12 protein-coding genes and 1 pseudogene are annotated in these 15,248 nt (G+C 36.4%); 5 read left to right on the top strand and 8 right to left on the bottom strand.

The features are described 5' to 3' along the window. Positions 1–79 precede the first annotated feature (79 nt). Positions 80–3,958 (bottom strand): 3-coathanger stack domain-containing protein, encoded by a 3,879-nt coding sequence (locus AADJ06_RS13515; protein WP_341226998.1) that lies wholly within the window; start codon positions 3,956–3,958, stop codon positions 80–82. 142 nt (positions 3,959–4,100) lie between these two features. Between AADJ06_RS13515 and AADJ06_RS13510 the strand changes: the two are divergent. Beyond that, a pseudogene (locus AADJ06_RS13510) lies at positions 4,101–4,232 on the top strand (zinc metallopeptidase); the annotation flags it as partial. Positions 4,233–4,733: 501 nt separating this feature from the next. Here the strand turns inward: AADJ06_RS13510 and AADJ06_RS13505 are convergent. From AADJ06_RS13505 to AADJ06_RS13495, 3 genes are all read right to left on the bottom strand, one after another. Further along, entirely contained in the window at positions 4,734–5,063 is a 330-nt protein-coding gene (locus AADJ06_RS13505; RefSeq protein WP_341226997.1) for a protein tyrosine phosphatase, read from the bottom strand. A gap of 2 nt (positions 5,064–5,065) precedes the next feature. Beyond that, a complete protein-coding gene (locus AADJ06_RS13500; RefSeq protein WP_341226996.1) occupies positions 5,066–5,614 on the bottom strand; it encodes a CvpA family protein in 549 nt (182 codons plus the stop codon). 73 nt (positions 5,615–5,687) lie between these two features. Further along, positions 5,688–6,140 carry a GatB/YqeY domain-containing protein gene (locus AADJ06_RS13495; protein WP_341226995.1) on the bottom strand — a complete coding sequence of 151 codons (453 nt, stop codon included), beginning with the start codon at positions 6,138–6,140 and terminating at the stop codon, positions 5,688–5,690. 111 nt (positions 6,141–6,251) lie between these two features. Here AADJ06_RS13495 and AADJ06_RS13490 point away from each other — a divergent pair, with 111 nt between their 5' ends. Further along, positions 6,252–6,971, top strand: a complete 720-nt coding sequence (locus tag AADJ06_RS13490; protein ID WP_341226994.1) for a pyridoxine 5'-phosphate synthase — start codon at positions 6,252–6,254, stop codon at positions 6,969–6,971. Between the two features lie 78 nt (positions 6,972–7,049). Here the strand turns inward: AADJ06_RS13490 and AADJ06_RS13485 are convergent, their stop codons facing one another. Next, entirely contained in the window at positions 7,050–7,964 is a 915-nt protein-coding gene (locus tag AADJ06_RS13485) for a glutaminase (RefSeq protein ID WP_341226993.1), read from the bottom strand. A gap of 334 nt (positions 7,965–8,298) precedes the next feature. Here AADJ06_RS13485 and AADJ06_RS13480 point away from each other — a divergent pair, with 334 nt between their 5' ends. Beyond that, positions 8,299–9,540, top strand: coding sequence for a hypothetical protein (locus AADJ06_RS13480; RefSeq protein ID WP_341226992.1), 1,242 nt, complete (start codon positions 8,299–8,301; stop codon positions 9,538–9,540). Positions 9,541–9,620: 80 nt separating this feature from the next. Here the strand turns inward: AADJ06_RS13480 and AADJ06_RS13475 are convergent, their stop codons facing one another. Then, positions 9,621–11,390, bottom strand: a complete 1,770-nt coding sequence (locus AADJ06_RS13475; RefSeq protein WP_341226991.1) for an alkaline phosphatase — start codon at positions 11,388–11,390, stop codon at positions 9,621–9,623. 195 nt (positions 11,391–11,585) lie between these two features. Between AADJ06_RS13475 and AADJ06_RS13470 the strand changes: the two genes are divergently transcribed. Both AADJ06_RS13470 and AADJ06_RS13465 read left to right on the top strand, forming a co-directional pair. Further along, the gene (locus AADJ06_RS13470; protein ID WP_341226990.1) at positions 11,586–12,635 is read left to right on the top strand and encodes an alkaline phosphatase; all 1,050 of its coding nucleotides are present in this window, start codon (positions 11,586–11,588) and stop codon (positions 12,633–12,635) included. 193 nt (positions 12,636–12,828) lie between these two features. After that, positions 12,829–13,104 carry a hypothetical protein gene (locus AADJ06_RS13465; protein ID WP_341226989.1) on the top strand — a complete coding sequence of 92 codons (276 nt, stop codon included), beginning with the start codon at positions 12,829–12,831 and terminating at the stop codon, positions 13,102–13,104. Between the two features lie 216 nt (positions 13,105–13,320). On the opposite strand, the gene AADJ06_RS13460 is transcribed toward AADJ06_RS13465, so the two are convergent. Both AADJ06_RS13460 and AADJ06_RS13455 read right to left on the bottom strand, forming a co-directional pair. Continuing rightward, positions 13,321–13,716: a response regulator gene (locus AADJ06_RS13460; protein ID WP_341226988.1), complete on the bottom strand. Its 396-nt coding sequence runs from the start codon at positions 13,714–13,716 to the stop codon at positions 13,321–13,323. Positions 13,717–13,731: 15 nt separating this feature from the next. After that, the gene (locus AADJ06_RS13455) at positions 13,732–15,240 is read right to left on the bottom strand and encodes an ATP-binding protein (protein WP_341226987.1); all 1,509 of its coding nucleotides are present in this window, start codon (positions 15,238–15,240) and stop codon (positions 13,732–13,734) included. Positions 15,241–15,248 lie beyond the last annotated feature (8 nt).

The raw sequence follows: 15,248 nt of genomic DNA, 5'->3' as shown, positions 1-15,248 counted from the left end.
GATTTCGCTAATTCCGCAGATTACCGTTTACACGGTTAGTTGCTCCTCTACTACTTCTTAGTTGAATCTAAGTGTAATATCAATCGTTACAGTCTTTTATTTCTGTTTTGAATACTCCTTCAGTTTCAATCTTTGTTTCAAAACCAGGTTCTAATAGAATAGAATTCCCGGCCTCCCATTGATTTGTTGTTTTATCGTTTTGAATATTTGAAGCATTAATAAAATCAAGAGACTTGATATGAGAAGATTGACCATTGTATAAATCAAAGCTTGGCGAAACCAAATTAACCGTAGATTGACACGGATTACTAGGGTTAAAAACAATCTTTGAAAAAACTCCATTCCCGTCATCATTTGCAGCTATTTCATTCAACTCACTATCATAAAGTGTCATATAAGTATCCGTATTCAAGCCTCCTGAAAAAACATCAGTTTGCAAAGTAATCTGCCCGCCAGATTGTGTTTTACTAAATTTATATGAACGCTCTCCTATACTAGTACCAGATGAATATGGCCTTATTTCTACAAAATATGCTCTCCCATTTTCAACAAATCTAAACCAGTCAGAATCTGTGCCATTGATAAAACATAAAGAAGAACTTACAAAGTTTAAACTATCTATAAGCCCACTTTCTGCTGGTAAATTATTTGGTTCATAAATATCCGTACATAAAAAATCTACCGCTTTGACAATCTCTTGACTCGCACAACCATCAAAAGACTGACAGAAAGCTCTAAATGTACTTCCAGGATAAGAGTAAGTAGAAAAACTATTTTGAGAATACCCATTAGACCAAATCGCGTGACTTGAACCACAACCTGATAATGAGACATTCACGATTTCCGAACCCGCTATAGCAGGAGGTGTAATAGTTATAACTGGATTCTCTGCAATAGCCTGTGGTAAAACTTCGAAAGTACTTTGCGAATCATAAATATCAGAAGTATTTTCTACCAACATTCTTACCCTGTATTCTCCCGCAGGAATAGACATCGGCAAGGTGACGCTAGAAACTCTATCATTCCAATAATTATCCAATATGCTATTAAATAAATTAGATTCTACAATAGCACCGTTTGATACATTTACTAGCTGAAACTTCAAAGTATCATCAAACTCACCGTGATATTTTAGGACTAAAGAGCCCCCTGTACATATTTTTTGAAATTCTAAATCAATACCTCTATTGCAATAAAACTCTTCCACTAACTCACACCCTAGTTTTTCCGACTTCAAAAGATAATAACCTCTTTGACTTGGTGTGTGAGAAAAGGAATTCGCACCGTTAATTTGTTCGTATCCAAATCCACTTTCGGCAAAGTACCATTGGTATCCCGAAGAATATTGAAAATAACTGGTAATCGTATTTAAATCACAAAAATTAGAACTCCTTTGTCCATAAAGACCTGTTGATTCCCTTTGAGCCACAGTTATAGCATTAGACAGTGAATTATACGTGCCTATTTTTTCAACTCTTGCCGTAAGTTGACCTGAAGCCGAGCCACCAAAACTAGTATAAAGAATAGGGCTAGAAGTTGTTTGGATAAAAGAGCCATTGTAATACCATTTATAAGCAGCTCCATCTACACTAGGGTAAACTTCGTAAAAGGAAGAATTAGAGCATTTATCTCTAAACCCCTTAAATTCTAACCTAGCTGTAGGCAGCGAGCAGCCACTACTAGAGACATTGATTTTAAAAGTGCTTTTAACATGATTAAGTAAATAAGGAGATGATGTATAAAAATTGAGATAATAACTACCAGGGCTTATATTGTTCCGTATTTCATAGTTCAAATAACTAGACGACCCAGGGTAAATCCTCCTCTCAGAATTATTTATGTAATTGCCATTGTCGTCTGTAAGGTAAGCGAAAAAAAGTCTCTCATTTCCCCATGTTCCAGAAATGGTATATGGTACAATTATCCTGCCTCCAGGGCAGTAGTTAAGGTTTGATGGTTCCACTATATCAAAGCTATTAGATGCTCCCACATTAACTTTATAGTACTGATAATCACTTTCAACACCACAACCAGTCGACAACAAACGAAATTCATAGTTTTTGGTTTGTTCAGGAGAGACAGCCAAAGTGTATTCCGGTTGATCTGTATTTATATATTTCCTTATATCATTCTGAATATAGTAAAGAAAATAAGGAGCCTCCCCTTGAAATTTAATCTTCAAATATGCCGTTCCTCCAGGGTTTATAGTTGAACTTGATTCACCTGAAGAAGCATCCGTAATTTGTATACCGCCTGACTCTAAAATCTCTATAATATTTGATTCACTTATGCATCCATCCGCAGTACTAGTTCTAAGCTTAAAAAAACCACCTACATTCGCAGTATAAGTAGACGAATTTGAATTTGGTATTTCAAATGGTGTTCCATACGAAAAAGGACTATAAAGCCATTCATATTTCAAAACCGGTGAAACACTCGGCGTACTTTCAATTAATGCTCCAGCTGTGGCTGAACAGAGCGAAGGATTTAAACTCTGAATAGTAGGAACTCCACCTTTTATCACTATCGGGTAGTTACTTGATGTCTGATAATAACTTTCTCCTTGATTAGAAACTTGTACTTTGTAATTAGCTGTTTCGAGAGCATCATACTGTGCGGCGTTTGCTCCACTTATTATAGTATTATTTTTATACCATTGATAAACATTTCCTGTACGTGACTCTGTAATCAGCCTAACCGCACTACAAGATTCATTAGAAGGGCTTACTACAATAGTAGGCCTTGCCGTGCAACCCTCGGAGGTAACATTTAGAAATACATTTACGGATTGATTGGTTATAGCGGGATATTGAACACTTAGGTATAACCTATAGCTTTTTCCTAATTCAAGTTCATCCGGCATTTTTATTTCTAAAGGACTATTATAAAGACCATTCTTCCCGGTAATAAAAGAACCTGAATTCTTCTCATAGATAGAATAATAAATACTTCTAGTATTACCCCATTCACCATCTAATGTAAAAGGAATCTCTAGCAATTGTCCAGAACAAACATTCGAATTCAAAGGTATCTGATACTGAATATCTAAGTCTTCATCCACAATTGCCTTAATCTGACCCTGAAAGTTATAACTCAAGCCACATTCCGATTCACTTCTTGTTAGATAGATATTGACGTTTTGATAGACAGGGACTTTAATTTTAAAAGGGCTCACTTGCGAATCAAATTCAAAGTCGTCAAGCCCTACTCTCAGTCTTACACTCAAGGGGCCCGTTTGTCCCAATGCTTCTACATTTAGCTCCACCGAGTCTCCAGAAGTAACATTTAATGTGGAATATAAAGAGCCGTTTAAGTCTGTCAATCTTGTAACAACTTGTGAAGAGACACTGAAAGCGGATGAAACACCTGGTGCATCTATTCCGTCCTCAATCATAACTTTGTAATAACCTGTTTGATTTACTGAAATAGAATCACTGGTGGAATCTATAATAGTTTCATATACACCTGAATAGGTAGAGCTATAATACCATTTATAAGAATATTCTGTTCCTTTTGGCGAAGCATTAAGTACTACCGAACTAAGTTCACCACATAGGGCATATCCTTTACTACTTATACTAGCGTTAATCAGGTTAATATTATCAGAGTTATCATTTTTGGAAAGAGAAGAAACGTCTAAGTCACATTTAGAAATGAGAATGGTGTTGGTTCTTACTTCAGTATCACCTAAATCAACTATCGCAAAATAATTTCCAGGCAAGAAAACTTCGACTTCACTGCTAGTAACCTCTAGGTATAATTCATTATTCCTTACCAGTCGAAAAGAATAATCTTTGTCCGATTTTTTAATAGATAGAACCACTGGATTTCCTTCACAAGAAATCGTAGTCTCATTATTCAATGCATAAAGTTCAAAACTAGGATGCTCGCCTTGGGCGAAAGAAAAAGTCGAAATAAAAAACAGGAAGAAGCAAGAATACTTAAAGACTGGTATCATCTGGGCTGGCTATAAAAAAGTTGTATGATTAAATATTGAAATTTCAATACAAGAATATTGATTTTTTCTTACAACACAACCACTTTTACAAAAATCACATAAGTTGAACTAATATACTCTCAAAACGTCTCTGCAAGCCTATCACCATCAAGAACACGCTCAAGCAAAAGACGCCCTTAAATGGGCAGCCATGACATATGTGGTAGGTGCTTTAGCTGCTGTAGCTAACTTGGCTTACTATGTTATGCTTTTCTTAGGCAGAAGCGACGATTAAGGCTAGCTTCATATATATATTTAAGGAGGGCTTCGGCTCTCCTTTTTTTGTGTGTTTATTACCCAAATTAAGATCCCGCTGATTTCCTTTTGCTTCACTGTAATAACTACACTTCACTCCCGCAGATTTAGCTAATTCCGCAGATTTAGCTAATTCCGCAGATTACCGTTTACACGGCTTGTTCATTTTTTATTATTGCTCTTTTTAAAAAAGAAGAAAATCTGCGAGAATTGCGAAATCCGCGGGAAGAACACTTTTACTTTTTTACTCCCGCTGATTTCGGGGATTACGCAGATTCAATCATGGCTAAAGCCCGTCAGAATTATCACCAAAGAAGTACAAGCTATAAATAGAATTGAAAAAATCTGTGAGATTAGCGAAATCTGCGGGAACCTTATTTACTGCACGTCATTTTACTCCCGCTGATTTCGGAGATTACGCAGATTGAATAGGAGCTGTAAAATACAATAGAACAGAAAAATTAAAATTCCTTTCTCTTCTTTAAAGATACTTCTCTAAATGATATCTCACCGAGTCATTAAGTATCTCCACCAATTCTTCATCCATAAACTTATAATCGTCAAGGATGTCTAGGTTAATAACCTCCTTGCCACTTATTTCTTCATAAAACTTGGTTTGTAAGCGTTGTTTATGCTTTTTCTCCATTACGAAAATCAAATCTGCCCAAAGTAGGTGTTTCTGAGAAACTTTGATTCTTGCAGAAGGCTCTGTGCCTGCTGACCTTACCATTAGATTATTTTCATTTTTGAAAATTTCTTCGGCAGTCCTACTTCTCCATTTATTTCTACTACAAACGAATAGTACCTTCACTATTACTCAGTTTGATTTCTATACCGCTCCCCTAACTCATTAAACTTCTCAAAAACCTCTCCTAGCGAAGGTAAATAGCCACTAATTCGCTCTACTAAGTTTGGAGCAAAATTCTTTAAGAACGGGTAAACCTCAGACTCCGCTAGAAAACGTTCTGGAATATTTACGCCAATGGCAGAGGCCAACCAAAACAATACGCTCAAACCAAAAGCCCATAAAATAGCTCCAAGAGCTGCTCCTCCTATACCATCTAAAACACCTAAAAAAGTTAAGCGAAGTGCCTTTCTGAATATCCAACCAATTTTATTTATAGCGAAAACAGTTGGGAAAAATATAAGTAGGAAACTCATGTAAGGAAGCATTCTTCCAGTTAAATCATCTCCTAAAAGGTCTGATACGAAAGCCATGCCTAAACCCAAAAATCTAAAACCAAAAATAATAGCCAACACAAAAGCCACTATACCTATCACCTCCACTAATAAACCTCTTTTATAACCATTAAAGGCACCCATTACAATGGGAATAAGCAATAAAAGGTCTGTGGTGGACATGAGTTTTTAGGTTTAAAATGAAAATTGGTTGAACTCTTACGAATCCAACCAATCTTAAATAAGGTTTATTGTTTTAGCTGGCCAACAACTTCTTCACCATGGTAGAAATAGCTCTTCCGTCTGCTTTCCCAGCTAATTTCTTCGTAGCTGCTCCCATTACTTTACCCATATCAGAAGGCTCTTTAGCCCCTACTTGTTGGATAATTTCTGTAATTATTTTTTGAAGTTCTTCTTCAGACATCGCTTCCGGAAGATAAGCCTCAATCACAGCTATTTCCGCTTCCTCTTTAGAAAGTAGGTCTGCTCTGCTTTGTTGTTTAAAAATCTCGGCCGAATCTCTTCTTTGCTTTACAGCTTTTTGAAGAATCTTCATTTCGTCCGTTTCGCTTAGTTCATCTGGAGCTCCAGGCTTAGACTCCTCTATAAGAATAGCCTTTTTTATATCTCTCAAAGCCAATAATTTAACTTTGTCTTTGGCCATCATGGCCGCTTTAATATCGGCGTCAATTGTAGATTTTAATGACATGTTTATCTTTTATTTGGGCATAATCAAAGTATCAAAAACTCTTTGATGAATTGAAATGCGGAATTCTTAAATTGCAAAAAACTAAAAGCCTTACGGCTTCTGAGAGCAAAAATGACGAAATTATCTGTCAATATCAATAAAATAGCCACCTTACGAAATTCAAGAGGGCACGACATGCCGAACCTTGTAAATACAGCTTTAGACTGTGAAAGATTTGGTGCTGAGGGAATCACGATTCATCCCAGACCGGACGAAAGACACATAAAATATCAAGACGTTTTTGACTTAAAGAAAATAGTTACCACTGAATATAACATTGAGGGTAACCCTACCGAAGGCCGTTTTGAAGAAGTGGTTCTAAAAAACTTGCCTACACAGGCCACTTTGGTGCCTGACACCCTAAGTGCCATCACCTCAAATGCAGGCTGGGACACCATTACGCACAAAGACCGACTAAAAGAATTGGTGAAAAAATACCAAGATGCTGGTATTAGAGTTTCCATTTTTGTGGACCCCGATATTAAAATGGTGGAAGGTGCTGCTGAAATAGGTACAAACAGAATAGAGTTATACACGGAAAGCTACGCAAGTGAATACGCCGCCAGCAAAGAAAAGGCGATAGAACCCTTTGTTAAGGCTGCAGAAAGAGCTCAAGAATTAGGACTAGGATTAAACGCAGGACACGATTTAAGTTTAGATAACTTAGCCTATTTCCATCAAAACATTCCTGGCTTGCTAGAAGTGTCAATTGGACATGCCTTGATATGCGATGCCCTTTACCTAGGATTAGAGAACACTATTCAACTTTATCTCAGACAGTTAAATAAGTAATTAACGCCATGCCGTTTTCTCTTTAACTAATTAACACTAAATTTTCATTTATTACTGAAAGTACAATTTGTTATGAAATTAAAATATTGACGCTTCGGTTTCGGTTGTAAACATTTCTAAAAACATCATTCCTTTATAAGAATTTCCTTTGGCATTAAGCTTAGGACTCCATACCGCAATGCTATAGTTTCCTGGAAAAACTGCAACTATTCCTCCTCCCACACCACTTTTACCCGGTAACCCTACCTCAAAAGCAAACTCGCCAGACTCATCATAAAAACCACAAGTCTGCATGAGTGCATTAATACGCTTGGTTTGACTTTTAGTCAAAATTTCTTTTTCATCAGAGACTTTTTTACCTCCATTCGCTAAAAACAAGAAAGCCTGAGCGAGTTCTTTACAACTCATTTCTAAAGAACAAAGACAAAAATAGAAATCTAAAACCTCCTCAGGCTCATTTTTAATGTTTCCCAGGGACTTAATGAAATTGCACAGAGCCACATTTCTATAACCAATAGACTTTTCCGAATCGGCTATTTTTTGACAAAAAGTGAGTTCTGGATTATCAGATATTTCTTTTACAAAACTTAAAAAAGCATCTTTCGGTCTCTCTAAATGACTAATTAAAATATCACAAATCACTATGGCTCCAGCATTAATAAAAGGATTTCTAGGAATACCATTATCTGCCTCTAACTGTACCAAAGAGTTAAATGGATTGCCGGAGGGTTCTACATCTACTCTTTTCCAAATTGACTCTCCCACCATTTTATAAGCTAAACAGAGCGAAAAAACCTTCGCAATACTCTGGATGGATAGCTTCTCTTGATTATCTCCACTACCTACGTCCAAATTATTTACCGTACTTAAATGCACGCCCAATTTATAGGGGTCTATGTTGCCCAACTCAGGAATATAAGTTGCCAGTTTCCCTAAACTTTTTTCAGCCCTTACATTGTTCATCACCCTTTCTAAGATCTCCTTATAATTCATGCTAAATGATTTATTCGAAAGCAAAAATCTACTAAATCATTGACCTTTCAGGCATAAAAGGAAAAAAGACTCATGAAAACAAATGTTCATTATTTTCAATTTATTCTGAATATTCAATACAAACAAAAGAAAACTACCTTCCATATGAAGTAGTTTTCAAGCTCCACAATCTTAAGATAATTTAAAAATTCTAAGTTTTGTCCAAATTTTGACCTTCAAAATTCCTTGATATGCCTATTAAATAGTATGCTTGGCGGATTCTATGAGACCTCCCCCACTTAGAACACTTATCTTTAAACTTTTATGTCAGGTGCTAACCGAAAAAAAAAAATTGATGCGAAGCAAATATCTCATTTTCCTATTCTTTCTAACAATTTCGTCTGCTCTTAAAGCACAAGATAAACCAAAATTATACATTAACTGTCAGCAGGCTAGGTGCTTTACTACCTACCTCCTCACCGAGCTTAGTTACTTTACATTTACTAGAGACCAAGCTTTGGCAGATATTCAAATATTGATAACTGACCAAGGTAATGCTAGTGGTGGAAGGAATTATCAGCTTAATTTCATGGGGCAGCATGCCTTGCAGGGCTGCGACGCTTTAGTAGAATTTGAAACAGGCCAAAACGACTCGGAGGCCATTGCTCGTAAAAAGGTTTTAAACAAGGTAAACCAAGGTTTGCTCGTTTATATAGCTAATACAGAAATGGCAAAAGATGTTAAAATCAGTTTTCCGAAAGGAATACAAAGTACTTCTGATGTCGATTCAGAAGAAGACCCTTGGAATAACTGGATATTTGGGATTGGAGGCTCTGGTAGTTTAAGAGGAGAGAGTAATAAAAAATCTGTTAGATTAGCAGGAAATGTGAGGGGTGGCCGAACCACAGAAGATTCCAAATTTAGTTTCTACACTTATCTTAATCAAAACAACAGTTCTGTTACTCTAGAAGAGGAGATAGAAACGGTAAAGGTTAACAGCTATGGCTTTAATATGCTTTATGTTTCCACTTTTGCAAAAAACTGGAGTATTGGTGGTTTAATGAAAGGCTACCATTCCGTATACTCCAATATTGATTTTTCTGGTAGTTTAGCTCCTGCACTTGAATATTCTATTTTCCCTATTGAAGATTTTAATAAAGAACAGTTTAGGTGGATTTACCAAGCTGGCTACAGAAGATTAGACTATCTAGAAAGAACCATTTTTGACCAAACTTTAGAAACAAAACCATATCACCAAGTCACTGGCATCTTAGGCTATACCAAGCCGTGGGGTAACTTTTCAGCTGAGCTAAATGGCTATCAATATTTGGATGACCCAGGAAAATATAGGCTAAGTATGGAGGTAGAGTTAAGTTGGCGGATAGTTCAGGGCATTTCCCTAAGGCTATATGGGTCTGGTGCTCAAATAAAAAATCAAATTTCATTAGCAGAAACGGCAAGTAGTAATGAGGAAATTCTTCTAGGAGGACAGCAGTTACCTACCACATTTAACTATTACACTTCTTTTGGCCTCAACTTCACTTTTGGCTCTGTTAATAACAGTATTGTAAATCCGAGGTTTTCAGGAGTTAATTAAGACGCTTTAAAAGATTAAATGATACGGGCTTCGCGAAAATTGCGAGGCCCGTATTTTTTGAAGTCAGCCTCTATACTTCACTATTTGTTTGCCTTTATATACTCTAGCATTCGGTCATAAACCTCCGTATTTTCATAAATACCTTGTAATTTCTCAGCACCCTTTCCGTAAGCAAAAAGCGGCACCAGAATACCTGTATGGTCGTTTGAATGAAATTGTATCTCCATTTCATTTTTGGTGCCATGTGGCAATGTCACCCCGCCAGTCTCATGGTCTGCCGTGATTATCAATAATGTTTCTGGGTGACTGTCTACATAATCCATCACCAAGCCAATAGCCTTGTCAAAATCTCTTACCTCTGCCGCCAAAGCTTTTGCCTTATTTGCGTGACCAGAGCCATCAATATGTCCATTTTCTATCAACAGAGCAAATGGTTTATTCTTCTTCTCTAAAAAGTTTAAAGCCTCCATAGTAGCTTGAGGCAAGTAATCACCTCTGCCTTCCGTAATAAATGGCATACCACCATCAGCTCCAAAAAAGCCAACTCTGTCATCTGCCATATTTGCAATTTCTGACAAATCCTTCACTATTTCCCTATTCTCCCAAGTGGTGTTTTTAAAAGATTTCTTCCCCCCCGCTACAAAAATATCTAGCTTACTTTTTTTCAAGTAATCTCCTATGTTTTCAGAGCTATCTCTATCTGCTACATGAGCATAAAAAGAAGATGGCGTAGCACCAGTAATGGCATCTGTAGTCACAATTCCGGTGCTGTAATTTGCAGCTTCTGCTGCATCAAAAATTGTTTTTAGTTCTCTACCATCAGCATCAAGTCCTATGTACCTATTATTGGTTTTCTTTCCTGTGGCTAAGGCCGTACCTCCCGCGGCCGAATCTGTCGTAAAATCATCGGCAGATGCAGTTTTGATAAGGCCTAAGCTTTTAATTCTTGACAAGTTTAAGGGAGCTCTCTGGCTCAATATACCTGCAGAAATCTGTGCTAAACCTGTTCCGTCGCCAACCATCAATATGACCGCAGGCTGTTGAAACTTGGCTGACGCCATTTTAAATTTACTTTCGTCGTTTTCCACTATTTCTACCAGTCTGTCAGATAGCGTTTCTAAATAAGCATTACATCTAAATGGTTCATCGGTATTAATAAAGTCTATTCCCAAGGTTGAAAGGGTAAACCAAGCTGTTTTAGAATCTGGTGTAGCCCAAAACCTCACTTTCTTTCCTTTGGCGTGTATTTGGTCAATTACCGTTTTAAGATTCTTTTCATCACCACTAGTTAACCTCCCTTTTCCATTCCATCGCGTGTACTTATAAAAAGGTAAACTTACCAAAGCTACCTTGTCCATATTGACTGGCCATGCATCAACCTTTTTATAATCAAAATTGATATAACTAGGGTAATTGCCGTATTGCTCTGCATCAGGCCTGTTTCCCGAAATAACAAATGATATTGCTTTTGCTGTATTATTACTATTTATAAGCTCAGGATATTTTTCTAACTGAGTCATCAAAACCTTCATGGTAGGCTCTGCTGCAGTTTTTAGATCTATCAATATTTGTAAATCGAAAGCCTCATACAGCTCAGAGTTCATAATTACCTGCAGAGGCTTCAAATAAAGGTTCTCAAAGGTATTGACCGCCTTAATATCTGGCACATTATGAGCCACCATCAGTTTACCGTTTTGTAAAATAATGTCTGCCTCTATAGAGCCACATCCCGCCGAAAAGGCTTTCCAAAACGGAACGTCTTGAGCATAGTCATTATGAGAATGCACACTAAAATCTTGTCCAAAAGAAAGACCAGAAATAAGAAAAAGAAATACTATAAATTTATTCATATAAGATTGCTGTAATTTTCGGCAAAGATAATTTTTCTTTACCGTCTGTATTGGCTGCTAATATAAAGTTAATATCAATTCTCTACCATGACTCAAACCGCCCCTTTCCGATATTAAGTTACCGTTAATAATGCTTTAGTCTTGCTTATTAAATCAATCATCTTTTACTTTTGCGACTTACAATTGACTCAAAAAATGAAATTATTTAAAATACTTAGCCTTCTACTAGTCACCAGCAGCCTGTTTGCCCAAGACAAACCCAAAAATGTAATAATGCTTATAGGAGATGGCATGGGCTTAAGCCAAATCTCAACCGCCTTTTATTATAAAGATGGTCCTTCAAATTTTGAACAATTTAAAAACATAGGTTTTATAAAAACATCCTCTGCCAGCAGTAAAGTAACCGACTCAGCAGCAGGAGCTACTGCCTTTGCCAGTGGTCAAAAAACATACAATGGAGCTGTGGGTGTAGATGCCGACACGCTTTCTATTCCCACAATAGTAGAAGAACTGGAAGCCAAAAACTACAAAACAGGTTTAATAAGCCTGAGCACCATCACCCATGCTACGCCGGCATGCTATTACGCCCATGTAAAAAGTAGAAACATGCATGAAGAAATAGCGGAACAATTAGCCAACTCTCAAGTTGACTTTTTTGCAGGAGCAGGATTAAAATTCTTTACAGACCGCTCTGATAAGAAAAATCTCTTTGAAGACATGAAATTAAAGGGTTTTGAAATGGATTCGGTAAGCCTTAGTACGCGTGTAAATATCAATAAAAAATATGGCTTTCTTTTAGAAGAAGAGGAAATGCCTGCCAAACATATTAGCAGAGGAGATTTTCATCCTAAGGCCACTCAATTAGCCTTAGATTACCTTAGCCAATCTGAAGATGGTTTCTTTCTGATGACGGAAGGTTCATTTATAGACTGGGCTGGGCATCAAAATAACGCCGAAATGTTGGTGGCTGAGCAGTTAGATTTTGACGATGTCCTGGCAGTGGTTTTGGACTTTGCTAAAAAAGATAAAAATACGCTAGTGGTAGTTACGGCTGACCATGAAACTGGTGGAGTGGCTCTTACAGGTGGCGAAACACCCGACAAACTCAAACTAAAGTTTAATACCAAACACCATACAGCGGCATTGATTCCGATTTTTGCTTACGGACCTGGTTCTGAAAACTTCCAAGGAATTTATGAGAATAATGAAGTGTACCATAAAATTAAGGCACTTTTAGAGCTTTAAAGATTATTTTCCGAAACCCATCTGTGCTTCATAGATGGGTTTTATTTTCAATTTCAACAAAGTTTTCATTTATTACTGAAATTTCAATCTATCCAATCTTAAGTAAACTTGTGGAGTATTTACCTCAAACGAGCGAAATAATGGTCGGAACGTTTTTTTAGCTATAACTCTTACAAATCAAACAATTACGACCATGAAAGATTTACAAAGGATTACTAAGAAAATAAACGACATCACCTTAAAAATTGAGCAGAGCTATCCAGAGCTTTACCAATATTTAGAGGAAAATCCAATGACCTTACCTTCTGATGACAGCGAAGGTGTAAACAAGAAAGCCTTTCAGGAATACCTAGAAAGTCTCGAAGAATTAATAGCTAATCATAAAGAACAGAAACTTCGTTCAACTATTTCTGAAAATTCAAAATTTTCAAACAGAAACGACTTCAGGATATTGACAGATAAATCTTAAAGTGACCGTACTGCAGCATTGACAGCATTTTGTTTCACACTTTCATTAATTAAAAGTTATTCCTAGGGTTCCATAAACTAAGAAAGCTTCAAAACGCTAAGAAGAGAAACACCTCATTTTGAACGGTAAACACCAAGCAAAGAAGGAACTTTGATATTTGATATCAGGGAAGCTTGAGAGAATATAGAGAATATAGAGAATATAGAAAGTTTAAAATTAAAAATATCGGCCTATTACGTCTAACAAACCTTGTTTTGTTAAGGGCTTCGTAATAAATTCTAATACCTGCCCTGTTGCCATTGCCCGCTCCTTATCAGATTCATTATCGGAGGTAGTAAGCATAATAATTTTAGTTTTGTCTTTCTCTTGTTGCTTTTTATAACCATCTAAAAAGCCCCAACCATCCATTCCTGGCATGTTTATATCAAGAAAGATTAGCTCCGGGACGGTGGATTCTGCCGAATCATCATTAATTAAATAATCAATAGCCATTTGCCCATTCATCATAGTAATGACCTGGTCTACTACATCAGCTTTCTTTATAACGTACTTATGAATATAATTGACCGCAATATCATCGTCAATCAATAGGATAGTTCTCAATTTTGTCATCACTTCGGTATTAGATCATACTGGAATAGTAAAATAAAAAGAGCTTCCTACGTTTTCTTCAGATTCTACCCAAATTCTACCATTATGGATCTCCACAATTTTTCTACAATGTGCGAGTCCTATTCCAGTACCTTCATACTTTTCTTTTGTATGAAGACGCTGAAAGATAATAAATATTTTATCTAGATACGTTTTCTCTATCCCTATTCCGTTATCCTTAACACAGAAAACCCAATGCTCCGGTTCTAAGCTAGCCGATATTTCAATAACAGCCTTGGCACCCAATTTTCTGAACTTTATGGCATTGGAAATTAAATTTTGAAAAAGTACCCTAAGGCCAATTTCGCTACCTCTAAGTTTAGGTAAGTCCCCCACCTCTATTGACACTCCTGAATCACGGATTGCCAGAGAAAGGTCGTCCATACAGCTTTTCACTAACTCCTTACAGTCTAAGTCTTGAAACTCTTTAGCCCTCCCTAATTTAGAATAATCTAGTAAAGCCGATATCAGGTTCCTCATTCTAACGGCAGCCTCAAAAATGAAATTCACATACACCTCGCCATTACCTTCTAGCTCCTTTCCATACTCTTCTTTTAGAATATCAATAAAACTAGTTACCGTTCTCAAGGGTTCTTGTAAATCATGTGAAGCGATATAAGCAAACTCTTCTAACTCCTTATTCTTTAGGTTAATTTCAATATTATTTTCTTCAATTTCTTCAAAGCTTTCTTTTAAAGACTTTGCCATCTTATTAAAAGATGTGGCCAATCTTGCTATTTCATCTTTACTATCAATGTTTATAGCTACTTCATAATTTCCTGTGCTAATTTCTTGAGCCGCCTCTTTCAATCGTTCAATTGGTTTGGATATAGAGCGGATAACTTGAAAAGCTACAAGCAGACCAAACAAAACACCTAAAACACCAGTAATTAAAATAATGTTTGACAGCCATTTTAAATCTTCTGTAAATTGGTTTTGATAGCTTTCTAATAATTCATTATAATGAATTAAAAGCTTTACTATTTCTGTACTTAAATCAGCATAATAACTCGGAATATCCTTATCGTAAATGGCTTTTGCTTGAGCCATTTTAGATGCATTTTTATAATCTTCTTTAGTTAGAAATAAGCCATTTATTCTTTTCGCCTTACTTATTAATCCATCAGATATCTGGATAATACTGTTTATGCTTGCAAGCTGCAATGGTGAAATATCGCTACCTCCTTTCAGTAAAGCTATTTCACTTTTTAAAAATGGTAGCTCTACATCCAATATTCCATTTAGACGATTTTGCTCTTCAAAACTGGTAGACCTGTTAAAAGTTTTGGTAGAAATTAAAAGAAACAGTTCTCTATTCGTGGCCTCATACTTTTCAAGCGTTTTCATTGCAGGAAAAGCTTCTACCTTTAATTTTTGATAAGTTTTAGCAGCATCATTACTTATGATTTGATTCAAAGTAATTTCAATAACTAAAATTCCAATTAGTAGCCCAAAGCTTAAGATTAACTTATTCCTTATACTCATATTTCAGT

The organism is uncultured Arcticibacterium sp. (assembly GCF_964021845.1).
In the GTDB taxonomy this organism is placed as follows: domain Bacteria; phylum Bacteroidota; class Bacteroidia; order Cytophagales; family Spirosomataceae; genus Arcticibacterium.
The sequence above is the reverse complement of the archived record's forward strand: the minus strand, read 5'-3'. Positions and strand labels throughout refer to the sequence as shown.

Bases quoted from the DNA above. Each gene is read 5' to 3' on its own strand.
- AADJ06_RS13475 (WP_341226991.1), bottom strand. From the start codon at position 11,390: ATGAATAAATTTATAGTATTTCTTTTTCTTATTTCTGGTCTTTCTTTT.
- AADJ06_RS13495 (WP_341226995.1), bottom strand. From the start codon at position 6,140: ATGTCATTAAAATCTACAATTGACGCCGATATTAAAGCGGCCATGATG.
- AADJ06_RS13490 (WP_341226994.1), top strand. From the start codon at position 6,252: ATGACGAAATTATCTGTCAATATCAATAAAATAGCCACCTTACGAAAT.
- AADJ06_RS13470 (WP_341226990.1), top strand. From the start codon at position 11,586: ATGAAATTATTTAAAATACTTAGCCTTCTACTAGTCACCAGCAGCCTG.
- AADJ06_RS13465 (WP_341226989.1), top strand. From the start codon at position 12,829: ATGAAAGATTTACAAAGGATTACTAAGAAAATAAACGACATCACCTTA.
- AADJ06_RS13485 (WP_341226993.1), bottom strand. From the start codon at position 7,964: ATGAATTATAAGGAGATCTTAGAAAGGGTGATGAACAATGTAAGGGCT.
- AADJ06_RS13500 (WP_341226996.1), bottom strand. From the start codon at position 5,614: ATGTCCACCACAGACCTTTTATTGCTTATTCCCATTGTAATGGGTGCC.
- AADJ06_RS13460 (WP_341226988.1), bottom strand. From the start codon at position 13,716: ATGACAAAATTGAGAACTATCCTATTGATTGACGATGATATTGCGGTC.
- AADJ06_RS13515 (WP_341226998.1), bottom strand. From the start codon at position 3,958: ATGATACCAGTCTTTAAGTATTCTTGCTTCTTCCTGTTTTTTATTTCG.
- AADJ06_RS13480 (WP_341226992.1), top strand. From the start codon at position 8,299: ATGCGAAGCAAATATCTCATTTTCCTATTCTTTCTAACAATTTCGTCT.
- AADJ06_RS13455 (WP_341226987.1), bottom strand. From the start codon at position 15,240: ATGAGTATAAGGAATAAGTTAATCTTAAGCTTTGGGCTACTAATTGGA.